Raw genomic sequence first — 22,599 nt, 5'->3', positions numbered from 1 at the left:
TTGGAGGAGATTACCCTTGCATCGCACTACACTATTTTTCGCCGCGATTGGCCTAGTGACTCTAGGCACTCCTGCTTTAGCTGAGGTGACGGAGGCGCGTGATGACCACTTCATTACCCGCGCCGAGGCGGTTGTCGATGCGACCCGCAAGGAAACTTGGCTTGCGCTCATCAGCCCAGCGCGCTGGTGGTCAAGCGAGCACACATGGTCAGCGGACGCAGCCAACCTCAAACTTACCCCGCAGGCAGGTGGGTGCTTTTGTGAGACCATTCCAGAGGTTGAAACCGCGGATGGCTTCACCCTTCAGGGCAGCGTTGAGCATATGCGGGTGATCCAAGCCTATCCTGAAACGGCCTTGCGCATGCAGGGCGCACTTGGCCCGCTGCAAAGCGAGCCGGTGTCCGGCATCCTCACCATCGCCATCAGCGACGCTGAAATGAGCGAAGAGGGCGATGTCCGGACCAAGATCGTTTGGGAATACAATGTTGGCGGCAAGATGCGCTACCCTGTGCCGGTCATCTCAAATGCGGTCGATGGCGTGATGACATTGCAGCTTACCAAGCTTGCGGAATTGCTTGGGCCTGCCGAACTTCCTGACGAAGCCAAAGCGCGGGAGGGTGCTGAAGATGCAGCAGGTGACGGTGTTCCTGAAGAAGGCGGGACGGCGCAAGAGCCTGGATCACCAAGCGATGGGCCCGCGTTGGACGGCCTCAGTGCAGATGAGGCGCCCACTGAAACTTCCGCTGAGCCAGCACCATAAATTTCACCGGATTTTGGCGTTTAATCTCAATTCAAAATTGGGCGGTCCGCTTGAAATTTGAGCGCTCATAATGCCTTCTGGCTGTATTCGGATGAAGCGGACATTAGGGTCAGTGCCATCACCGCTATCGCTTGGCTCATAGGTAAAGTCACTGCCGTCCACCGAGAAGGCAAAGCAGTCGGTGGTCGAGGCGAAGCCTTCAAAGTTGCAGGTCATATTTGCGGCAGGTGATCCGTCGGCAAATGCGACGGGGCCTGATCCGGGCCCTGCGAAATCGGCTAGGACGAGCGTCAGATCATCCGGCAATTCCTCTGTGACAAAAACGGTGTTTTGCGCGGGCGGGGCATTGCCGGTGTTAAAAACGGTGATGAGGTAAGAGACGGTTGCACCGGGCAATTTGAAGTCGGTCCCATTGGCATTGACCGCGCCGGTGTTGACCTTGGTGACGCCAAGATCCGCGCGCAAATTGGCATGGAAGCTTTGGGAGAAGGCGATAATGCTTGCGCTCTCCGCGTCTCCGGCCGCGATGCCGCGCTCATTGTCTTGGTCGCGGTCTTCGTCCACGCGAAGGCCAATGGTCGCGCCATTGATCGAACAATAGCGAAACCAGCCCCCATCATCGTTGTTGCGGGTGGTCTTCTTCGCGATCACGATGGGGTTTGCGCCGCCTACAACACCGTGACTTGCGTTGACACAGCCATTGTCCCAGCCGCGGATATTGGCAGGACTTGTCCGCGTGCTCCAATTGATGGTCGTCCCACTTGTGTCAGGAAAGCTTGAGTTGAGGCCGCTTTGAATGGCGATCCATCCGATCCGCTCGGTCGAAGGGAAAGGGCCGCTATTGGCTTGGCTGCGGTCAATCGCGAGGTCGAAGCCGGTGAGGGATGCACTTCGAGCGATCGAAGTAATGTGCGGGCGCGAGCTTCCGCTCGGGACATTTCGCGTCTCGCTATTGGCTGTTTGCAGGTTGTGCAAGACGATCGGAGTGCCGAGCATGGGGGCAGAGAAGCTGACATTGCGCCAGCTAGCGACCCCACCTGTGAACCCGGTACCGAATTGGACATTGGTCAGATCGACAAAGCCTGCTTCGATGATTGTGCCATCGGATAGCAAATGGCGGCCCGGCTCCACTGCGATATATTGAACCTGCTGTTCCACATGCAGTCCGTCCCAATTGTCGGGCTCTAGGATAAGCTCATCAAATCCAGTGGTGGTTACATTGGTTATGCGAATTGTGGAGGAGTTGCTGCCGCTGGAATTGCCGATTGCAACGACGATGGGGGGTACATCAAAGGTCTCTTGAAACGGCACAAAGTCAGGCGTGCGATTGGTGCCAAAGGTATCGTGCGCAATAAAAGTGCCAGCTTCAAGACGGCCGGCATAAGCAGGGGCCATGGGCAAAGTCAGCAGGCATGCGAATGCAAGCATTGTCCAAACGAAAGAGTTCGCAGCTAGCCGGGCCGTATGTGGAAGATTATTCCTCATGACTTGCCTAGGCCTACACTCCGAAGATTAAAATAAGTAAAAACGCGCGGTAAAGTCTTGTAAAAATGCCAGGCAGTCATAATTTTTTGGGGACGGTGGTCGGCGGCTTGTGTCTACCTTCCCATTCCCAGTTGACGCAGCTTTAGAATCGCCTTAAGGGCGCGTCTTGCTCGATAGAGTTTCATCCAGTCCGGTAAGAGGCCTGCCCTAGGCGGCGCTTCGTCCGGGCTTTTGCTGTTTACAGCAAATGCGGCTTTATCGGGTTGTATTAGCGTCGAGATAGGGGGGCGGTGCCATTGCACCAAATCCTCTGTGGAGCATGGAGAATTAAGTGGCTCGTATTGCCGGGGTAAACATCCCCACAAATAAGCGTGTAATCATCGCGCTGACATATATTCACGGGATTGGCCGCACAACGGCTGTCCAAATCGCTGACAAGCTTGGCATTCCGCACACCGCGCGCGTGCAAGATCTTACCGATGAGGAAGTTCTTCGCATTCGTGAGGCGATTGATGCTGATCATCAGGTGGAAGGCGACCTTCGCCGCGACACCGCGATGAACATCAAACGCTTGATGGACCTTCGCTCTTATCGCGGGCTTCGTCACCGTAATGGCCTTCCCGTTCGCGGACAGCGCACTCACACCAATGCCCGCACCCGTAAGGGTAAGGCCAAGCCGATTGCAGGCAAGAAGAAGTAAGCTGGCTGGGCTTTTTGAGGCCCGCTAAGCATCTTCTGACGAGTTAAAGGAATATAGAAACATGGCACGCGAACCCGGAAAAGTCAGGAAGCGCGACAGAAAAAACATCAGTAGCGGTGTTGCTCACATCAATGCGAGCTTCAACAACACGATGATTACCATCACCGATGCACAGGGCAATGCGATCAGCTGGTCCTCAGCGGGCATGATGGGCTTCAAAGGCAGCCGTAAATCGACACCATACGCAGCGCAGGTCGCAGCGGATGATGCAGGCAAAAAGGCTGCTGAGCACGGCGTGCGTACGCTGGAAGTGGAAGTGAAGGGACCAGGTTCAGGCCGTGAGAGCGCGCTTCGCGGTCTTGCTGCTGTGGGTTTCAACATCACCTCCATCCGCGATGTGACGCCAATCCCGCACAATGGTGTGCGTCCTTCGAAACGGCGCCGGGTCTAATCCGACGCTGATCCGATCGAGGAGGGGACCGCCGCGCATCTGCCGAGGTACTCTCTCAAACGGGCCCATTGATTGCTGACGAGCGCTTTGGACCCGAATTTTAAAATCGAACCCGCTAACGTAAGCGAATTAGGGGAAATCCATGTCCGTCAATATGAAGAACTGGCAGGAACTGAAGAAACCCAACGCTCTCGAAATCAAAGAAGGTGGCGACAAACAGCGCAAGACCACTTTCGTCGCCGAACCGCTCGAACGCGGCTTCGGTCTGACTTTGGGCAATGCGCTGCGCCGTGTGCTTTTGTCGTCGCTTCAGGGCGCGGCAATTACTTCGATCAAGATCGAGAACGTGCTGCACGAGTTTTCGTCACTTGCAGGCGTGCGCGAGGACATCACCGATATGGTCCTCAACGTGAAGCAGATCGCGCTCAAAATGGAAGGCGAAGGACCAAAGCGTCTCCAGCTCTCTGTCACGGGTCCTGCGACTGTCAAAGCTGGAGATATTGCTGTGACCGGCGACATCGAAGTGATGAACAAGGACCTCGTCCTGTGTCACCTCGATGAAGGCGCAACGCTCAATATGGAGCTGACCGCTGATGTTGGCAAAGGCTATGCGCCTGCGGTTGCAAACCGTCCAGCAGATGCGCCGATTGGCCTCATCCCTGTGGACTCGCTCTATTCGCCTGTGCGTCAGGTGAGCTATAAGGTTGAGAACGCACGGGTTGGCCAGGAGCTTGACTACGACAAACTGAGCCTCACGGTCGAGACCGATGGCACGGTGACACCTGAGGACGCTGTGGCTTATGCCGCCCGTATCCTTCAGGACCAGTTGACGCTCTTCGTCCACTTCGAAGACGGCATTCCGCAGCCGCAGTCGCAAATGATCGGTCAGGCAGCGACCCCGCAAGAGGATGATGCCAACCAGCTCAACCGCTACCTTCTCAAGAAGGTCGATGAGCTGGAACTGTCCGTGCGTTCGGCAAACTGCCTCAAGAACGACAATATCATCTACATCGGCGATCTGGTTCAAAAGACCGAAGCCGAGATGCTGCGTACACCAAACTTTGGCCGCAAATCTTTGAACGAGATCAAAGAAGTGCTGTCATCCATGGGGCTGCGCCTCGGAATGGACATCCCCGGATGGCCGCCTGAGAACATCGAAGAAATGGCTAAGAAGTTGGAACAGGAACTTCTTGGTTAAAGCAGGTTCGGGCGGCGCGCCTCCAGTGATCTGGGAAGCGCCGCCAGTACTGGGCTACCTGATACGGGCCTCTTACAAACTCAAAGGAATACAAAATGCGTCACGGAATTTCACAGCGTAAGCTTTCTCGCAAATCGGGCCACCGCAAGGCTCTCTTCCGCAATATGTCGGCAAACCTCATCAAGCATGAGCAGATTGTCACGACCCGCGCGAAGGCGAAAGAATTGCGTCCTTACATCGAGAAGCTGATCACGCTTGCTAAGCATGGCGGCCTTTCAAACCGTCGTCTTGCGATGAGCAAGCTTCAGGACGAAACACAGCTTAAAAAGCTCTTCGACGTTCTGGCTGAGCGCTACAAAGACCGCGATGGCGGCTACACCCGCGTGATCAAGGCTGGTCCACGTGCATCAGATGCCGCTGAAATGGCTGTCATTGAGCTTGTCGACCGCGACGAAGACGCTCGCGGCCTCGATTCAGGCCCAGATATGAGCCAAGTCGAAGAGTACGCAGAAGCAGAAGCCGCTGCATAAGCGCCTCGGCTAAGAGATAAGCGAGGGCCTGCGGAGCAATCCGCGGGCCCTTTTTGTTTGACGGATATAAACTTTGCCGCGAAAGACTACATATGTAGTCGTAGTGGTGCCCGGCAGTTCGGTCAGGCCGCAAAAAGGGGCACACAATAATATGCAATTTCCCATACCTTCGGTCATACTCGCTGGTGCTCTAGCGATCCACACACCGCTCTTTGCCGAGAGAGGTCGCGACAGCGAGACTTCCGCAGTCGCAAGCGCGGCGCAGAGATTGCTTGAACATGGATCGGCAGCCGGTATTGCGCAGGCGGTAGCCCAGCAGAAGGTTACCGTTGAAGCGCTTGCGCAACAAGTTGTGAAGCGCGTGGAAACGGTTGATCGGTCCGGCCCATCATACCGCTCAGTGCTGGCACTGAACCCGAATTTGCTCGCAGAAGCGCGCGAATTAGATGTCCAAGTAAACAACGGTTCCGATCTTGGTCCGCTCCATGGAGTGCCTGTCCTTATCAAGGACAACATCGACGTCAGGGGAATGGCGTCAACCGCAGGGTCACTAGCGCTCATAGCCAATGTGGCTGAAAGTGATGCGCTTTTGGTCGCGAGGCTGCGCGCCGCGGGCGCATTGATCGTCGGCAAGGCAAATATGAGCGAATGGGCCAATTTTCGGGGCAGACGCGCACCAGCTGGATGGAGCGCCGTTGGAGGACAAACGCTGAATGCGTTCGACCCCGAACGAAGTCCCTGCGGCTCCTCTTCGGGGTCGGCAGTGGCAGTTGCGGTTGGCATTGTTCCGCTTGCCATTGGAACCGAAACCAATGGTTCGATCGTCTGTCCAGCCGCCGCGAACGGGGTCGTGGGTTTGAAGCCTTCGGTTGGCGCGGTGCCGATGCAAGGAGTGGTTCCACTTGCGCCAAGCTTCGACGCAGCTGGGCCAATTGCTAAGACTGTGACCGATGTCAGGCTAGCCCTCGACGTCCTCAAAGGCGCGTCGAACAATTTTGAGCGGACACGGGAAGGACTCGATGGCGTACGGATCGGCGTCTTCCGCTGGGCCGAAGGGGCCGACGAGGAGATTTCGCGAAATTTCGATGCCGCCGTTGTCGCACTGAAAAACCAGAGGGCGACAGTGGTCGACATCAATAGTTTTGACCCGTCTCCAAACCTGTGGCGCGATGGTACAACAGTGATGGAGTGGGAGTTTAAGACGGCTATCGCCGCTTACCTCGCCTCGGCCAACCCAGCGGTTGAGCCGCGAACTCTTGCAGACCTCGTGGCTTTTAATTTGGGTCATCCGGACCAGGAATTAAACCTGTTTGGACAAGAGATATTCTTATCAGCTGCCGAACAGCCCGGCGCAGGCGATCGCGAACTTATCGCAAAACGTAATGCCTTGCTGGAATCCGCGCGTGAGAACGGCATTGACGCCCTGCTTGCATCTAGTTCTGTGGACGTCATCATTATGCCGTCGGGCCGTCCTCCGAGATATCGCGATCCGGAACGGAATCCGCGCTCGAGCGGTCCGCCGGTTGGCGCGGGATGGCTTCCTTCGCTCGCTGGTTACCCGCACATGACTGTCCCAATGGGAACTGCGAATGCAATGCCCGTTGGCCTCAGTCTCTTTTCGATGCCTGCTAAGCAGTCCGATATGCTGCGCGTGGGGCAAGCCTTTCAGGCCGCCACCCGGTTTGTTGGCCCCGATGGGATCGCCGAGGAGTGAAGTTGTTGACGAGGCGGATGAGCCCCAAAGTCAAACGTCGCAGACGTTCATATAAATACGCACTTACCTGAACGGCCGCTGCAAAACTTGCTCAGAATCACCTCATATTCGTTCATCTAAAAGGACTTTAGAGTGAACGGGAATAGTCCCGGCGCTCACAGACCCGAGGATGAACCCTATGACGAAACTCACCCAAAAACTCACAAAGGGCACGCTCGGGACTATTGCGACCGGCGCTGCTGGCGCGATGGCCCTGGCATCTGCAACCCCCGCAATGGCTGACCGTGGCCACCGCGACCGCGGTATTGACGCTGGCGACGTTATCGCAGGCGCGGTGATCATCGGCGGTATCGCTGCTCTGGCGGGTGCCTTTGGTAAGAATGACCGTCGTTACAACGATCGGCACTACAACAACCGCCACTACAACAATGCCAATGCTTACAACCGAGGCGGCGGCGAGCGAGCGATTGAGCGCTGTGTCCGCGCCGCGGAACGTCAGGCTAGCCGCTTTGGAGGCTACCGCTACGCTGATGTGACTCAAATCCGCGACGTTGATCGCACCCGCTATGGCTGGCGTATCAAAGGCCGGATGGAGGTCCAAGGCAACCGAGGGTATCGCGGTCAGAACTTTGATCGCGGCCGTTTCACCTGCTTTGTCGAGGGGCGAGGCCGACCACAAATCGACTTTAGGGGCCTGCGCGGTCTTTAAAGCCACCCTTCGAATTCTCGGAGAATTGCACCATGGGCGGTTCAGGCTTGCGTAAGCCTGGACCGCTTAGCTATAGCTGCATCATTAGGGCGTTGGTGGGCGTTCTTCCAACTGATGATAAACAGAAGGGAGCTCTATGGCTCAGCACGCACGGATCGCCCAATCACGGTTAGCAGGCATTTCAGGCGTAGTCGCCGCAGCTAGCCTCGCAATTTCGCCCGCACAGGCACAGGCTGCTGAACCAGCGCCGATTGGCACTGCTGGATATGCGGCTGGCTTTATCGCAAGCACAGCAGTGGGAAGCGGAAACGCAAACCCACTGGGAACGCTCGGTACGCAATCTGTTCCCGGCGCAGATATGGCGCATGAATGGGGCCGCTTTGGCTGGCGGAGTGGTTTTCGCGGACGCCGGGGTTTTCGCGGACGCCGGGGTTTTCGTGGCAGTGATTTGCTAGCAGGCGCCTTGGTGATCGGCGGTATCGCTGCCATTGCTAGCGCTGCGAGCAACAACCGCCGCAGAGACCGTTATCGTGATCGCGACGTCGTAGTTGTTCAGCGTGACCGCGATTATCAATATCGTCCTGAAAATCGCCGAAGCACAAGCCGTGCGACATCAGGCGGTTCTGGTATCGACAATGCGGTTTCCATGTGTCTCAACCAGATTGAGCAGGATATCCGCGTCGACAGTGTCGATGGCGCCAGCCGTGTTGGCTCTGGTTGGATAGTCACGGGTTCGCTTTTCGATGGGTCGGGTTTCTCGTGCCAGATCGACAATTCGGGACAGATTTCGGGTATCGACTATGGGCGCGGGGGCGGTGTGTCTTCGCTCAGCGGGACCCAGCGTCTTGCGCGCGCTGAAGGGCAGCTGTCCGATGACCGATATGCGCGTGCTCGTTCAGATGTGGGCGGCACGACCCGACCTGATCTGGCGATTGATCCCAATGATGCGCGTCAGCCAGCCTATCCCGGCGGCCCGCTCCCTGGTGAAGAATTCCCGGAGTGATCCTTCGTGTGATTTTCTGAAGTATCGGGGGAGGGCGATTGCTCTCCCCTTTCTTTTGGGCCCCTCTCTTTTAGCCCCCCGTAACTGGGCAGTCCCCATTCGAACCGAATTGCGGCAGCGCGCAAGGCAAAACCTGCGACAAAGGCGGCGATCCAGATTGCCCAATTGCTGAATCCCGAGGCGAGAAGCATAGCGATCACAGTAATGGCTGAGCTGAGCGCTGCGGCGGTCACGTACAGCTCAGGCTGCATGATGATCGAGGGACGCCCTGCCACCACATCGCGGATAACCCCTCCGACGCAGCCCGTAATCACTCCCATAAGAGCCGCAGGTACCGGGGGAATCCCGTATGCCAGCGCCTTTGCGCTGCCCAGCACGGCATAGGCGGCAAGCCCCAGCGCATCGGCGTAATCAAGAAACTTACCGTCCCACCACTTCACCGGCGTGAACCACACGGCAATCGCAGCCCCAAGACACACCGCTGCCACCCACGGGTCCTGCATCCAGAACACGGGTGCATCAATCAAAAGGTCGCGCACCGTTCCCCCGCCAACGCCAGTGACGAGCGCGAAAAATCCCATGGTCACAAAAGTCTGGCGCTCACGCGCTGCGACAAGCGCTCCTGACAATGCGAACACCGCTATCCCTGCGAAATCCAACCAGTCGAGGATCGGGGTAAGGACGGCGTCGTTCATGCGCGCGAAGGCCTAGTCTTACGGCGGCGGAACATCAGGATGCAGCCAATGACAGCTCCGATGAGCGACAAAGCTGCAAAGAGGATAAGGATCGGGTGGCTTGAATCTTCGCGCTCGGACAGGTCCATAATGTGGAGGCCCCACATGAAATCGAACCATCGCCACCAGCGGGTGCGCACGGCCTCAACCTCGCCAGTGTCGCGGCCAATATAGACGCGGGTGCCGCCTTCAAGAGTGACTTGCCACACGGGGCGCGGGCGGCGGAAATCGAAGGGCACTTCGTCTGCTTCAAAGAACCGCACCGAGGTGACTTTATCGCCGCCAATTATGCGCGCGGATGTAATGGCGCGGGCTTGCTCTGCCCCAACAGGAGTGATCGCGTCCCCTGTTTCATAGTCTACGCGGGTCATGGCCCCATCCAAAGTCGTCAGCACCGCAACCGCGCGGCCTTCCTGCATGACGAGGCGCATGTCTTTAAGCTGCGCGTCGGGGACCGCAAACTCGCTGCCTTCAATGACGAGTGGCGTGTCTTCTACGGTCACGCGCAAATGTTCACCGCGCACCTCCTCGATAGGTTTGGAGACCATAAACAAACCGGTCGCGAGCCACATGACAATGGGCACACCGACGAGCCAGCCGAGCCAAACGTGCCAGCGGGCCAGTGTCTTAAGGGGGCTGTTTAGGGAGGAGGGTTTTGCCATGGATGCGCCCATGGCGGCACTTTGTTACCCGTGCAAGACTTGTGCGATCTCTCGCGCGGCTTGGATGCAATCCAAATCACTCATCAGCGGTCCCATAACCTGCATTCCGCAAGGCAATTCAGCGCCTTGGTAAGTGCCCGAACCGATTGGCAACACTGTTGCTGGCAAACACGGGAATGTCGCAATCCCCGCCCATGCAAGACCTGACGGGCCTGGCGCTTCCTTGCCATTGATGCGCATAGGCTCATCAAAGGCGCGCTTGTCGCTGTGCGGTATGGCGAGAATCGGGGCAGGGGGCGCCAGCACGAAATCATAGGTCTCAAACAGCATCGCCCACAGCGCCTGATTGGCGCCTTGCGCATCGAGTAGGTCGAACCAATCGGTCGCGTTGGCCCGCGCGCCGCCCGGAGAAGGAGCGCCTCTGGCCATCGCGATATTGAGCATCAGCATGTAATCATCCTGCTGCTTGGCAAGGTCGGGGAGGAGACCAGTCGCGCGGTCCACTCTGATCCCCGCCTTGATCAGAGTTTCAATTGCCGCTTCAGTGGGCTCAGCAACCGAGGCATCTACCGGCGAGCCCGGATACTCAGTCACTGCCAGAATGCGGCATTCTTTAAGCGGCTTGGGCCTTCGCGGCATTGCGTAAGTCGCAGCGATTTGCATCATTACGGCCAAATCCTCCCCGCTCCTCGCAAACGGCCCTGCGACCGACAGAGCGCCATCATGCGCAGCGATGAAGCCTTCGCGCGATGCCATTTGCGGGTGAACATGGCCGAGCTTGGAGACTAGGCCCCAAGTGGGCTTATGCGCCCAAACCCCGCAGAAGTGAGCAGGCACGCGGACCGATCCGCCAATGTCAGTCCCGAAATCGCAAGGCACCATGCCAGAGGCCACCGCCGCCGCGCTACCGCCGGACGAACCGCCCGGAGAACGCTCCGTATTGTGCGGGTTATTGGTGCGGCCATAGACTGGGTTGAAGCTCTGCCAATCGGAGAGATCGACGGGCACATTGGTCTTGCCGACAATGACGGCGCCCGCCGCTTTCATACGGCGTACCAGTTCGCTGTCGGTGGTGGGAACGTAGTCGGTGAGGCTCTTATGCCCCCAGCAGCTTTGAAGGCCCGCTACATTGAAGCTTTCCTTGACCGTCATCGGCACGCCGAAAAGCGGCTGATCGGGGCTTGCGTCACTGGGCGGGCCTGCTTGATCCATTGCTTTGGCGGCCTCAGCGGCGCGTTCAAAATCCGGCACAGCCAGCGCGTCAATCTCCGCATCAAGCTGCTCAATGCGCGTAATCGCTGCGTCCACGGCCTCGGCAACAGACAGTTCGCCAGCGCGAACAGCCGCCGCGGTTTCAAGCGCACCGGGCTTGTCGGTCAGTTTTGGGTAGGCCAAATCGTCATCCTCTCACGCCCTGTTCTATGGGCGAGAGGGGATGGGATCAATAAAAGTGTTGGGGTGTGTCCAGCCATTGCCTGTCTGGCGCGCGCCAGCTCACTCTTTTCGGGCAGCTTCCAGCAGTTCCATGCCCAGCTTTGCTGCCGATCCGCCGTTCAAATTGGCAAGGACGACAACCGTCGCTTTGGTGTCCGGGTCATAGCCCAGAAATGCATTGAAGCCTTCGATCCCGCCGCCATGCCAGATCGCGCGTCCCTCTGGCGTATCGGTGACGAGCAGGCCCATCGCATATTTCGCGCCCCGGACCGCTTCAAACTCGCTCGGCGTCGTGAGCTGGGCAAGGCTCTCCTCGGAAAGCACCTTTCCCCCGAACAAACCGCGGTGCCATTTGAGCAGATCGCCGGTCGAGGAATAGAGCGCTCCTGCCCCTGTTGGGATCGCCATATTCATATATTCGGCGTTCACTATGCCGTTTTGCGATGGCGTGTATCCAGCTGCACGTTTTGGCAAGATCTCTGCGCTGCGATCAATTCCGGTTGAGTCCATGCCAAGCGGGTCGAAGAGGTTCGTTTTGACGAAATCTTGATAGCTGGTTTCGCTAACGGTCTCGACGATCCGCGAAAGCAGCACGAAATTGGAATTGGAATAGCCCCACTGAGAACCCGGCTCAAAGGTGAGCGGCAGGTCTGAGAACATCGCAATCAGTTCATCCTGCGACGTTGGCAGGAATTTTTGTGTTCCAAAATCCTCCAGCGTAGTCACATTGGGCAGACCGGACGTATGCTGGAGAAGGTCGCGCACAGTGATCGCGTTCCATGCATCGGGCGCATCCTTGATGTACTTGCTGATGGGATCGTTGACATTCACAAGCCCGCGTTCTTGCAGCAGCATGATCGAAACGGCGGTGAATTGCTTGGTGACAGAGCCAATGCGAAAGCGGGTTTCGCTGGTGTTGGCGATATCCCATTCGAGGTTCGCAGACCCCCATCCGCGATTGATCAGAATTTCATCGTCTTTTGCGACCAAAGCAGCGCCCATATAGGCGCCGCTGTCCGCTTCGGCTGCAACGATCTGCGCGAGCTCCTCTTGGCTTTGTGCCTGCGCCGCCAACGGGGTCAGGGCCAGCGCGAGGGGAAGCGTTGAGTGAAGCAGTGTCCGGGTATTCAGCATAGTGTGACATCCTGTATTGGTGTATGGCATCACTAATACACATGGATTGACTTGAGTCCAGAGCTAGAATGACGTTTCAGCCCACGCCGGGCATGTCGCAATTAAAGTGAGGCAAGAAACCGGTCTTCGGCCTCATAATCGAACAGGTCATAGCCATAACCTACGAGCACGGGGAAAAGCTCTTTCCAGTTTTTGCCATGCTGATCGCGCAACCAATCAAGATAGGGCCCGGGGGCATAGGCTCGATTGCCCCTCCGAAGGCCAGCAGATACGGCCTTTTCGCTCGATAGAATGAAGGGACTGGGGATCGCCCAAGGATTTGCCCCAATGGTCTTTTGAGGACGGCCATTGAAACCCACCATCTCGGTTTTGCACCCTAAATGCCCGGCTACATGCTCTGCTATCTCGCGCACAGACGGGGCATTTTGGTCGGCCAGATTGTACGCGCCCGATAGGTTATCCTCAGCAGCCAAGAGCGCGAACTGTCCGATCATATCCGCGTTGGTGGTGTGGAAACGGCTTTCCCCATTGTGCGCCAAGGGGATGCGGCTACGGCCATCGAGCATTCGCTTCACAAACCACCATTCGCGCGGCTGACGCGAGTGAGGTCCATAAATCGCGCTTGGCCGAAGCAGCACAGCGCGCTCGCCAAAGACTTCCAAGGCCTTGTCCTCCATTCGCACTTTCTTGGTCGAATAGGTTTCTGGCCCCGGCGATAGACGGGGTTGACCTTCGTCAATGGCATGGGCGATCTCGGGAAAGCCCAAGTCCGCCGTTTCAAAACTGCGTCCCCGCTCGTCACAGTAAACAGCTGCTGAGGATACCGCTATGTATCTGCCAACCTTACCTGGATCGAAGCGCGCCACATCCTCCTCATCGTAAGGGATAGTGTCGAGGACGACGTCGCCTGCTGCGGCCGCATCTTCGCCGAGAACATGTGACTCAAAGGCGAAATCAGGGGTCAGCCAGACGGGCTTGGTGCGGGCCAGAACTCGCACGTCCCAGCCTTGTGACCGAAACGCTTTCGCTGCCGCAAAGCCAATCTGCCCCGCTCCGACAATCGCAACTGTTCGGGCCATCTCGTTCGCTCCAAATCACATATGAATAGGCTTACCCTGAACTGCCATCGCTGCCTCCTTGAAGGCCTCGGCGTGGGTGGGGTGGGCGTGGCAGGTGTAGGCGATGTCTTCCGACGTTGCGCCAAATTCCATCGCTTGCGCGGCCTGCGCGATCATCGTGCCGGCAAGCGAGTTAATCATCCACACGCCCAGCACGCGGTCGGTTTCCGCATCGGCGATGACTTTTACAAAGCCATCGGTGTCGCGGTTCGCTTTGCCTCGGCTGTTTGCCATCATCGGGAATTTGCCGACTTTGACAGCTTTCTTATCGCCGCCTGCTGCCTCGATGGCTTGTTCTTGGCTAAGGCCAACGCCTGCAATTTCCGGGGTGGTGTAAACGACGCTTGGGATCACATCGTGGTTCACAATGCCGGTTTCGCCCGCGATATTTTCAGCGACCGCAACGCCTTCGTCTTCGGCCTTGTGGGCGAGCATCGGGCCGGGGACCACGTCGCCGATGGCCCAGATGCCGCCGGTCTTGGTGCGGAAGTCGTGGTCGATTTCAATCTGGCCGCGATTGTTCACCTCAAGACCCGCTTTCTCAAGCGCGAGGCCATCGGTGTTCGGACGCCGGCCAATCGCAACCAGCACGTGGCTTGCATCGATGGTTTGCGCCTGTCCTGAGCCTGTCGAAGGGCCGTCATCGGATTTCTCGACGGTAAGAGCGACCTTTTTGCCCTTCACGCTAGCGCCGGTGACCTTGTGGCCGAGCATCATTTCCATGCCCTGCTTTTTGAAGATCTTGTTGGCTTCCTTGCGCACTTCCTCATCCATGCCGGGCAGGATTTGAGGGAGAAATTCCACCACAGTGACCTTTGCACCAAGTCGCCGCCATACGCTGCCAAGCTCGAGGCCAATCACGCCGCCACCGATAACGACGAGATGCTCTGGCACTTCAGAAAGCTCGAGAGCGCCGGTCGAGTCAACGATGCGCCCGCCTGCGTTGTCGACTTCAACGCCGGGAAGGGGTGTTACGCTGGAGCCGGTTGCAATCACGATGTCTTTGGCCGTGACGGTCTTATCACCGACTTTGACCGTGTGCGCGTCCTCGAACGAGCCGAGGCCTTTGAGCCAGGTCACTTTGTTCTTCTTGAACAGGAATTCGATGCCGCCGGTAAGCTCGCCGACGGCCTTGGTCTTCTCGCCCATCATTTTTGAAAGGTCGAAGGTTGCCTTGGCCTCGATCCCCCATGTGGCGAAGTGGCCGTTTTGCGCTTCGTCAAACAGTTCGGAGGCGTGAAGCAGCGCTTTGGACGGGATACAGCCCACATTGAGGCAGGTACCGCCAAGCGTCTCGCGCGCCTCAACACAGGCTGTCTTCAAGCCCAATTGCGCCGCGCGGATCGCAGCGACATAGCCGCCTGGGCCAGCGCCAATAACAAGGCAATCGTAGTCGTAATTATGGTCAGCCATTTTCAGCTCCATGATCCCATTGCACTGAAGGTGGGATCTGAATATCGGTGTTTCAATGTGAGGCGGTTGCCGATCAAAGGTCGATCAGCATCCGGGTTGGATCTTCGATCGCTTCCTTGATGATTTTCAGCGCAGTCACAGCCTCGCGCCCGTCGATCAGGCGGTGGTCATAGCTCAATGCGATGTACATCATCGGACGGATCACAACTTCGCCATTCACAGCAACAGGGCGATCCTCAATCCGGTGAAGGCCCAGCACTGCGCTCTGCGGCGGGTTGATGATTGGAGTGCTCATCAGCGACCCGAACACACCGCCGTTGGAGATGGTGAAGGTGCCGCCGGTCATATCGGCCATGGTGAGCGTGCCGTCTTTCGCGCGCTTGCCAAAATCGGCGATGTCTTTCTCGATCCGGGCAAAGCCCTTGTCCTGACAATCGCGGATGACCGGGACCACAAGACCGTTGGGCGCAGACACAGCGACCGAGATATCGACATAGTCGTGATAGACGATTTCATCACCCTCGATATAGGCGTTGACGCTCGGTACGTCTTTGAGTGCAAGACAGGCCGCTTTTGCGAAAAAGCCCATGAATCCGAGGCGGATATCATGCTTCTTTGCGAACATGTCTTTGTATTTGGTGCGCGCTTCGATGACCGCGCTCATGTCCACATCGTTGAATGTGGTGAGCAGCGCCGCTTCTTCCTGAGCGCCTTTGAGACGCTTGGCGATTGTCTGACGCATACGGGTCATTTTGACGCGCTCTTCGCGGCGTTCGCCGGTCGCTTTACCGTCGCCCGGATTGCCGACGTCAGTGACCGCCTTAGTGCCGGTTTGAGCAGCAGGCGCCGGATCGCTCTTGGCCTTGGCAGCCGCGACCACGTCCTCTTTGGTCAGGCGGCCGTCTTTGCCGGTGCCTTTGATCGTGCTGGGGTCGACGCCGTGTTCCAGCACCGCACGGCGCACGGCAGGTGAGAGGGTTTGCGCAGCGGTTGAGGCGCTTTTGGGAGCCTCTTCCATTACATCGCGCGCCTGCTGGCTGCGGGCTGCTTCTTCTCCGCCCGTCGCAGCGCCGGTAGCGCCTGCTTCGATAATTGCAAGAACAGCGCCCACTTCGACCGTGTCACCTTCGGCTGCGCGGTGCTCGCTCAGCACGCCAGCGACAGGCGATGGCACGTCGACTGCAACCTTATCTGTTTCAAGCGAGCAGATCGGTTCATCGACTGCAACCGCATCGCCGGGCTGTTTGAGCCATTCCCCGATCGAGCCCTCTGTGACCGATTCGCCCAGTTGAGGGACTGTGATTTCTGTAGCCATTTCCTGTAATCCTAAATTTGAATTGGCGTAAAATTATTTAGCAAGACCAAGCGCTTCGGCGACGAGCCGCGCTTGTTGCTCAGCATGGCGTTTGGCCAGGCCTGTGGCGGGTGAGGCCGATGCATCACGGCCGACATAGAAGGGGCGCATTCCGAAATGCCCGCCCAGTTCGAGCGATTTTTCAATGCGGCTTTCGACAAAGAACCAAGCGCCGTTGTTCTTAGGCTCTTCCTGACACCAGATGACCTCTTTGAGGTTGGTCATGCGCTTTAAACGCACGCCCAAAGGATCGCCGGGGAAGGGGTAGAGCTGTTCGATACGGATGATTGAAATATCGTCGATACCCTCCGCATCGCGTTTCTCGATAAGGTCATAGGCGACCTTGCCGGAACACAGGACGACGCGCTTGATCTTCTCATCGGCTGGCGTGTTCGTCTCCATCGCGGGATCAGATTTGATCCGCTTGAATTGCCAGTCGCCTTCAAACTCTTCGCGCGGGGATTTCGCCATTGGGTGACGCAGCAAGGATTTGGGCGTCATAATGACGAGCGGCTTGCGGAATGAGCGCAGCATCTGCCGGCGAAGTACGTGGAAATAGTTGGCAGGCGTCGTGATGTTGCAAACCTGAAGATTGTCGCTGGCGCACAATTGCAGGAAGCGTTCGAGCCGCGCGGAAGAGTGTTCTGGTCCCTGACCCTCATAACCATGGGGCAGCAACATCACGAGGCCATTGGCGCGTAGCCATTTGGATTCGCCGCTCGCGATATATTGGTCGATCATGATCTGCGCGCCATTGGCAAAATCGCCAAATTGCGCTTCCCAAAGGACGAGGCTTTTGGGGTCTGCCATGGCGAAGCCGTATTCAAACCCGAGCACGCCGTACTCGGAGAGCGTGCTGTCATAGACCTCAAACTTTCCATGGGGCAGGGTGGTGAGGGGAATGTATTTGTCCTCGGTTTTCTGGTCGACCCAGACGGAGTGCCGCTGTGAGAAGGTGCCGCGTCCGGAATCCTGACCCGAAAGACGCACGTTGTAGCCTTCCATCACAAGGGACCCGAATGCGAGGGCCTCTGCGGTGGCCCAATCGAAGCCGTCACCGCTCTCAAACATTTGAGATTTGGCTTTAAGGACGCGGGCCAAGGTCTTGTGAATAGTCACATCCTCGGGAACCTGGGTAAGCGTGCGGCCAAGCGCATCGAAGGTCTTCGGCTCAATCGCGGTCTCAATATTGCGCCGCGCGGTTTCATCATCAGCTGGCTTGTTAAGACCGGCCCAGCGTCCCCCGAACCAGTCCGCCTCATTGGCGGAGTAACTCTTGGCCGCCTCAAATTCCTCTTCGAGAAGGTCGGAGAATTCCTTCGCAACCGCCTCTCGGTGCCCTGCATCTATGACGCCTTCAGCGATCAGGCGCTCTTCATACACGCGGCTCACCTTGGGGTGGTTTTTAATCACGTCATACATCAGCGGCTGGGTGAACTTGGGTTCATCGCCTTCGTTGTGACCAAAGCGGCGATAACACCACATGTCGATCACCACATCGCGGTGGAATTTCTGGCGGTACTCAATCGCAAGCTTGCACGCGAAGGTTACCGCTTCGGGATCATCGCCGTTGACGTGCAGGATCGGCGCCATCACGCCTTTTGCAACGTCGCTTGGGTAAGGCGAGTTGCGCGCAAACCTCGGGCTGGTCGTGAAACCAATCTGGTTGTTGATGATAAAGTGGATGCAGCCGCCGGTGTCATAGCCGTTGACGCCTGAGAGCGAGAGGCTCTCCCACACAACCCCTTGGCCAGCAAAGGCCGCATCGCCGTGGATGAGGACCGGAAGGACCGAGTCCTTGTACTCAAGGTCATCGCGGATCGCCTGCTGCGCGCGAACTTTGCCCAGAACCACCGGGTTCACTGTCTCAAGGTGAGACGGGTTGGGGGTGAGCGACATGTGGACGCTGATCCCGTCAAATTCGCGGTCGGTGCTGGTGCCAAGGTGATATTTCACATCGCCCGAGCCGCCCACGTCTTCGGGATTGGCAGTGCCGCCGGAAAATTCGTGAAAGATCACTTTGTACGGTTTGCTCATCACATTGGCGAGCACGTTCAAACGCCCGCGGTGCGCCATGCCGTAAACGATTTGGCGAACGCCGGCCGAACCGCCGTGCTTGATCACCGCCTCAAGCGCCGGGATCATGGATTCGCCGCCGTCAAGGCCGAAACGCTTGGTCCCGACATATTTCTTGCCGAGGAACTCCTCATACCCTTCGCCGCGAAGGACAGCCGCTAGGATCGCTTTCTTACCCTCAGGGGTGAATTCAATCGTCTTGCCGGGGCTTTCGAACTTATCTTGCAGGAAACGCCGCTCTTCGGTGTCGGCGATGTGCATGTATTCAAGGCCGACATTGCCGCAGTACACCTCGCGCAGACGCCTGTAGAGCGCGCCAACGGTGGTCCACTCCATGCCGAGCACGCCGCCCACATAGACCTCTTCCTCTTCCTTGCCGTCGAGCCCATGAAAGGCGAGGGTGAGGTCAGCCGGGTCGCCGCGCTTCTGACTGATGCCAAGGGGGTCAAGCTGCGAAGCCAAATGCCCGCGCACACGGTAAAGCCGCACGAGGGTCATGGCAGCAATCGAGAGGTTCGCCGCCTTCTCAATCGCTGCCGGATCGGCGGATTTACCATCAGCCTTCGCCGCTTTGCCGACCGTCTCCTTCGCCTCCAACCACATCTGCGTCGGGTCCATTGCGGCATTGAGATCAGCGCCTGCGTCGGCGACTTCAGCCATCCATTTCGCGTTGCCCCAAGATGGGCCGGGCTGCGGGCCTTCTTGGTCGGTCATTTCCGGGATGAAGTTTGTGCTTTGCTCGTTCATATCAGCCTGCGAGTCCCCGCGAAGGCGGGAACCTCCTTCAGTTAATGTGCGGAATGGCGTTGGTCAGATCTTCCCAGCCGGGCTTGCTTTCCTCGATCCGTTTCATTTTCCATTCCCGGTTCCATTTCTTCATGCGCCGTTCCTGACGCTGCCCATTGTTGAGGTCGTCAAACCATTCAAACCAAACGAGACGATGGCAATTGTACTTCTTGGTGAAACTCGAAACCTTGCCGAGCCTATGTTGCTCAGTTCTTGTCGCAAGGTCGCTGGTGACCCCAATGTTGAGTACGCCGTCTTTGCGGTTGGTGAGAGTGTAAACGAAGCCTCCTTTCAATCCTTTTGCCCCTTGTAAGTCCCCGCGAAGGCGGGGACCTCGTGCAAAATTCGGGGAGGTCCCCGCCTTCGCGGGGACTCGCGCTTGGTTGCTACGCCATCTCTTTGAGCATGGCGTCGAGCGTCGTGCCGAGCTCGCTGGGCGAGGGCGATACGCGGATGCCAGCGTCTTCCATCGCAGCGATCTTGTCGTCTGCGCCGCCTTTACCGCCCGACACAATCGCGCCTGCGTGACCCATACGGCGGCCCGGAGGCGCTGTGCGGCCTGCGATAAAGCCTACGGTTGGCTTCGAGCGGCCCTTGGCAGCTTCTTGCTTCAAGAATTCCGCCGCTTCTTCTTCGGCAGACCCGCCGATTTCGCCGATCATGATCATCGACTTGGTCTCTGGATCGTCAAGGTAGAGGTCGAGCACGTCGATAAAGTTGGTGCCATTTACCGGGTCACCGCCGATGCCGACAGCCGTGGTTTGGCCAAGGCCAACCATAGTGGTCTGGTGCACGGCTTCATAAGTGAGCGTGCCCGAGCGTGAGACCACGCCAACGCTACCCTTCTTAAAGATAGAGCCCGGCATAATGCCGATTTTGCACTCATCAGGGGTGAGGACGCCGGGGCAGTTCGGGCCGATGAGGCGTGATTTTGAGCCGGTGAGAGCGGCCTTGGCGCGCACCATGTCGAGCACAGGAATGCCTTCGGTGATGCAGATGATAAGCTCAACTTCCGCCTCAATCGCTTCGCAAATCGCATCGGCTGCGAAGGGTGGGGGGACGTAAATGCAAGAAGCAGTCGCACCGGTCGCAGCTTTCGCTTCGCGCACGGTGTTAAATTGCGGCACGCCGATGTGCTCGGTCCCGCCTTTGCCGGGAGTAACGCCTGCCACCATTTGGGTGCCGTAATCAAGCGCCTGCTGGGTGTGGAAGGTACCGGTGTTGCCGGTCATCCCTTGGGTGATGACCTTGGTGTCTTTGTTAATCAGAATGCTCATTCGCTATCCTCATTCGTCATACCGGCGAAGGCCGGTATCCAGCTAACTACAAACCAACTCGAACAAATCGTCCCAATTGGGGTTCTTCTTTTCAATCAAGCGCAACTTCCAAGCGCGCTTCCATTCCTTCATTTGGCGTTCGCGAGTGATGGCCGCTTCAATGGTGTCGTGTTGTTCAAACCAGACGAGTATTTTGCAGCCATATTTCTTCGTGAAGCCTTCAATTCTTGCCTCCCGGTGTTCCCAGGCCCGTTTGGGCAAATCAGAGGTCACACCAATGTAAATCGTCCCATTCTTGCGGCTTGCCATCATGTAGACAAAGCCGCCTTTCTCCATTTCAGCCGTCATTCCGGCGAAGGCCACCAACGTCATGCCGGCGTAGGCCGTTATCCAGCGAACCAGAGCGAAGCACGCGCCATTCTGGACCCCGGCCTACGCCGGGGTGACCGGTGTCTTTGTTAATGAGGATGGGCATTTGTTTCTCCGAAATATTACAAGCCAGCGCTACTAGATGTTTCGGATCAAATATTTTCATCCGAAACGCGCGAACTGGTGTCACTAATTTGATCGCTGAATTCTCTGGAAATCTCTCTCCATCGACCTGAAGTTGGTGATCCCAAAGGATCGCCCGGAAAGTAACGGGCAGGTGTACTTGTTTCCATTAAGCCGACCCCGACTGAGACGCACATATTGCGAACGATGTCATAAGCTTCTTCGGCCTTGTTCCAGCGGAAGCAAATAGTGACTGTTTTTTGCGTTAAATAGTATTCAGAGCCGCAGTCTGGATCCATGTCAGACGGTACTCCAGACAAACGCACGTCAGGAAATAATTTTGTAATTTCCTTATAGAAACTCTCAAGGCCACTCGAATTTAATTCGGACGGGGAATCGATATCGCTGCTCTCTTCAATAATGGAAGCAAGCCAATCATCCCGCGAATTCACTTCTTCCGGTGCGCCTGAAGCGTCGAAAATGATCAAATCAAAGCTCATTTCACACTCTAGTTATTTACTAAAGAGCTATCCAGACCCTTACACGCCTCAAGCAGCTCTTCGACTGCGTCGGTTGAGACTTTGAGGTTGGCTTTCTCTTCGCCCGAAAGCTCGATTTCGACCACTTCCTCGGTGCCGCCTGCGCCGATCACTGTAGGAACGCCGACATACATGCCGTCGAGGCCGTATTTGCCTGTCACATAACTTGCGCATGGAAGGATGCGTTTTTGGTCGCCCAGATAGGCTTCGGCCATAGCGATAGCTGATGTCGCCGGGGCGTAGTAGGCTGAACCATTGCCGAGCAGGCCAACGATTTCGCCGCCGCCTTTGCGGGTGCGGTCAACGATTTCGTCAATGCGGTCGGCCGACACGCCTTTGATCTTGGCGTAGTCGTCAACAGGAATGCCGTTAATGGTGGTGTAGCTCTTCACTGGAACCATGGTGTCGCCGTGGCCGCCAAGCACAAAGGCGTTGACGTCTTTAACGCTGCAATCGAACTCCCAAGCAAGGAAGGTCGCAAAGCGCGCGCTGTCGAGAACGCCCGCCATGCCGACGACTTTATTATGCGGCAGGCCAGAAAACTCACGCAGAGCCCAAACCATCGCGTCCAGCGGATTGGTGATGCAGATCACAAAGGCGTCAGGGCAGTTGTTCTTAATGCCTTCACCGACGGCTTTCATCACTTTGAGGTTGATGCCCAAAAGATCATCGCGGCTCATGCCGGGCTTGCGCGGAACGCCAGCGGTCACGATCACTACATCGCTGCCTGCAATATCGGCGTAATCGTTGGAGCCCGTGACTTTCGCATCAAACCCCTCAACCGGGCCGCACTGCGACAGGTCGAGCGCTTTACCCTGAGGCATGCCTTCAGAGATGTCGAACAGCACAATGTCGCCAAGCTCCTTTTTAGCAGCGAGGTGGGCGAGCGTGCCTCCGATCATACCGGAGCCGATGAGGGCGATTTTGTTGCGGGCCATAAAAAGGGGTAATCCTTCCCAAACGTTGCGCGGGGACGGAAGCGACGTGAGAGGAAGCGCAAAAGGCGGCCGTCCCAACCTGCCATGCTCCG

The 22,599-nt window shown here is 57.3% G+C and carries 23 protein-coding genes; 8 read left to right on the top strand and 15 right to left on the bottom strand.

Annotated features, from left to right (window positions below):
* The first annotated feature begins 16 nt into the window (after positions 1 to 16).
* Positions 17 to 760 (top strand): SRPBCC family protein, encoded by a 744-nt coding sequence (locus tag AC0V60_RS07650; protein WP_486177894.1) that lies wholly within the window; start codon positions 17 to 19, stop codon positions 758 to 760.
* A 3-nt stretch (positions 761 to 763) separates the two neighbouring features.
* On the opposite strand, the gene AC0V60_RS07645 is transcribed toward AC0V60_RS07650, so the two are convergent.
* Positions 764 to 2,188: a hypothetical protein gene (locus tag AC0V60_RS07645; RefSeq protein WP_486177893.1), complete on the bottom strand. Its 1,425-nt coding sequence runs from the start codon at positions 2,186 to 2,188 to the stop codon at positions 764 to 766.
* A gap of 388 nt (positions 2,189 to 2,576) precedes the next feature.
* Here AC0V60_RS07645 and rpsM point away from each other — a divergent pair, with 388 nt between their 5' ends.
* The 7 genes from rpsM (at position 2,577) to AC0V60_RS07610 (ending at position 8,550) form a co-directional block, all read left to right on the top strand.
* Entirely contained in the window at positions 2,577 to 2,945 is a 369-nt protein-coding gene (gene rpsM / locus AC0V60_RS07640; RefSeq protein WP_486177892.1) for a 30S ribosomal protein S13, read from the top strand.
* Positions 2,946 to 3,006: 61 nt separating this feature from the next.
* A complete protein-coding gene (gene rpsK / locus AC0V60_RS07635) occupies positions 3,007 to 3,396 on the top strand; it encodes a 30S ribosomal protein S11 (protein ID WP_348156238.1) in 390 nt (129 codons plus the stop codon).
* Between the two features lie 142 nt (positions 3,397 to 3,538).
* Positions 3,539 to 4,594, top strand: coding sequence for a DNA-directed RNA polymerase subunit alpha (locus AC0V60_RS07630; RefSeq protein WP_486177891.1), 1,056 nt, complete (start codon positions 3,539 to 3,541; stop codon positions 4,592 to 4,594).
* A gap of 95 nt (positions 4,595 to 4,689) precedes the next feature.
* Positions 4,690 to 5,124, top strand: a complete 435-nt coding sequence (gene rplQ / locus AC0V60_RS07625; protein WP_486177890.1) for a 50S ribosomal protein L17 — start codon at positions 4,690 to 4,692, stop codon at positions 5,122 to 5,124.
* Positions 5,125 to 5,275: 151 nt separating this feature from the next.
* Positions 5,276 to 6,838 (top strand): amidase family protein, encoded by a 1,563-nt coding sequence (locus tag AC0V60_RS07620; protein ID WP_486177889.1) that lies wholly within the window; start codon positions 5,276 to 5,278, stop codon positions 6,836 to 6,838.
* Positions 6,839 to 7,016: 178 nt separating this feature from the next.
* Entirely contained in the window at positions 7,017 to 7,547 is a 531-nt protein-coding gene (locus tag AC0V60_RS07615; RefSeq protein ID WP_486177888.1) for a hypothetical protein, read from the top strand.
* A 136-nt stretch (positions 7,548 to 7,683) separates the two neighbouring features.
* Positions 7,684 to 8,550, top strand: a complete 867-nt coding sequence (locus tag AC0V60_RS07610) for a hypothetical protein (RefSeq protein ID WP_486177887.1) — start codon at positions 7,684 to 7,686, stop codon at positions 8,548 to 8,550.
* On the opposite strand, the gene AC0V60_RS07605 is transcribed toward AC0V60_RS07610, so the two are convergent.
* The 14 genes from AC0V60_RS07605 to mdh all read right to left on the bottom strand — a co-directional run bounded on the left by AC0V60_RS07605 (position 8,508) and on the right by mdh (position 22,507).
* Positions 8,508 to 9,245 carry a trimeric intracellular cation channel family protein gene (locus tag AC0V60_RS07605; RefSeq protein ID WP_486177886.1) on the bottom strand — a complete coding sequence of 246 codons (738 nt, stop codon included), beginning with the start codon at positions 9,243 to 9,245 and terminating at the stop codon, positions 8,508 to 8,510. The two genes, AC0V60_RS07610 and AC0V60_RS07605, sit on opposite strands and share 43 nt — an antisense overlap.
* A complete protein-coding gene (locus AC0V60_RS07600) occupies positions 9,242 to 9,946 on the bottom strand; it encodes a PepSY domain-containing protein (RefSeq protein ID WP_486177885.1) in 705 nt (234 codons plus the stop codon). Before AC0V60_RS07600 ends, AC0V60_RS07605 begins: the two co-directional genes overlap by 4 nt.
* Positions 9,947 to 9,970: 24 nt before the next feature.
* Positions 9,971 to 11,341 carry an amidase family protein gene (locus tag AC0V60_RS07595; protein ID WP_486177884.1) on the bottom strand — a complete coding sequence of 457 codons (1,371 nt, stop codon included), beginning with the start codon at positions 11,339 to 11,341 and terminating at the stop codon, positions 9,971 to 9,973.
* 99 nt (positions 11,342 to 11,440) lie between these two features.
* On the bottom strand, positions 11,441 to 12,514 hold the full coding sequence (locus AC0V60_RS07590) for a serine hydrolase domain-containing protein (protein WP_486177883.1): 1,074 nt from the start codon (positions 12,512 to 12,514) through the stop codon (positions 11,441 to 11,443).
* Positions 12,515 to 12,615: 101 nt separating this feature from the next.
* The gene (locus tag AC0V60_RS07585) at positions 12,616 to 13,593 is read right to left on the bottom strand and encodes a Rossmann-fold NAD(P)-binding domain-containing protein (protein ID WP_486177882.1); all 978 of its coding nucleotides are present in this window, start codon (positions 13,591 to 13,593) and stop codon (positions 12,616 to 12,618) included.
* A gap of 15 nt (positions 13,594 to 13,608) precedes the next feature.
* Entirely contained in the window at positions 13,609 to 15,045 is a 1,437-nt protein-coding gene (gene lpdA / locus AC0V60_RS07580) for a dihydrolipoyl dehydrogenase (RefSeq protein ID WP_486177881.1), read from the bottom strand.
* A gap of 73 nt (positions 15,046 to 15,118) precedes the next feature.
* On the bottom strand, positions 15,119 to 16,360 hold the full coding sequence (odhB, locus tag AC0V60_RS07575; RefSeq protein ID WP_486177880.1) for a 2-oxoglutarate dehydrogenase complex dihydrolipoyllysine-residue succinyltransferase: 1,242 nt from the start codon (positions 16,358 to 16,360) through the stop codon (positions 15,119 to 15,121).
* 33 nt (positions 16,361 to 16,393) lie between these two features.
* Positions 16,394 to 19,222 carry a 2-oxoglutarate dehydrogenase E1 component gene (locus tag AC0V60_RS07570; protein ID WP_486177879.1) on the bottom strand — a complete coding sequence of 943 codons (2,829 nt, stop codon included), beginning with the start codon at positions 19,220 to 19,222 and terminating at the stop codon, positions 16,394 to 16,396.
* Positions 19,223 to 19,259: 37 nt separating this feature from the next.
* Positions 19,260 to 19,556 (bottom strand): GIY-YIG nuclease family protein, encoded by a 297-nt coding sequence (locus tag AC0V60_RS07565; protein ID WP_486177878.1) that lies wholly within the window; start codon positions 19,554 to 19,556, stop codon positions 19,260 to 19,262.
* A gap of 91 nt (positions 19,557 to 19,647) precedes the next feature.
* A complete protein-coding gene (gene sucD / locus AC0V60_RS07560; RefSeq protein WP_486177877.1) occupies positions 19,648 to 20,538 on the bottom strand; it encodes a succinate--CoA ligase subunit alpha in 891 nt (296 codons plus the stop codon).
* Positions 20,539 to 20,580: 42 nt separating this feature from the next.
* Positions 20,581 to 20,874 (bottom strand): GIY-YIG nuclease family protein, encoded by a 294-nt coding sequence (locus tag AC0V60_RS07555; RefSeq protein WP_486177876.1) that lies wholly within the window; start codon positions 20,872 to 20,874, stop codon positions 20,581 to 20,583.
* Between the two features lies 1 nt (position 20,875).
* The gene (locus AC0V60_RS07550; protein ID WP_486177875.1) at positions 20,876 to 21,013 is read right to left on the bottom strand and encodes a hypothetical protein; all 138 of its coding nucleotides are present in this window, start codon (positions 21,011 to 21,013) and stop codon (positions 20,876 to 20,878) included.
* Between the two features lie 46 nt (positions 21,014 to 21,059).
* Positions 21,060 to 21,530, bottom strand: coding sequence for a hypothetical protein (locus AC0V60_RS07545; RefSeq protein ID WP_486177874.1), 471 nt, complete (start codon positions 21,528 to 21,530; stop codon positions 21,060 to 21,062).
* A gap of 8 nt (positions 21,531 to 21,538) precedes the next feature.
* Positions 21,539 to 22,507: a malate dehydrogenase gene (gene mdh, locus AC0V60_RS07540; RefSeq protein ID WP_486177873.1), complete on the bottom strand. Its 969-nt coding sequence runs from the start codon at positions 22,505 to 22,507 to the stop codon at positions 21,539 to 21,541.
* Positions 22,508 to 22,599: the final 92 nt, after the last annotated feature.

This window comes from Erythrobacter sp. S259 (assembly GCF_057364965.1).
Note: the sequence above shows the minus strand (reverse complement) of the source record. Positions and strands in the feature narration are given on the sequence as shown.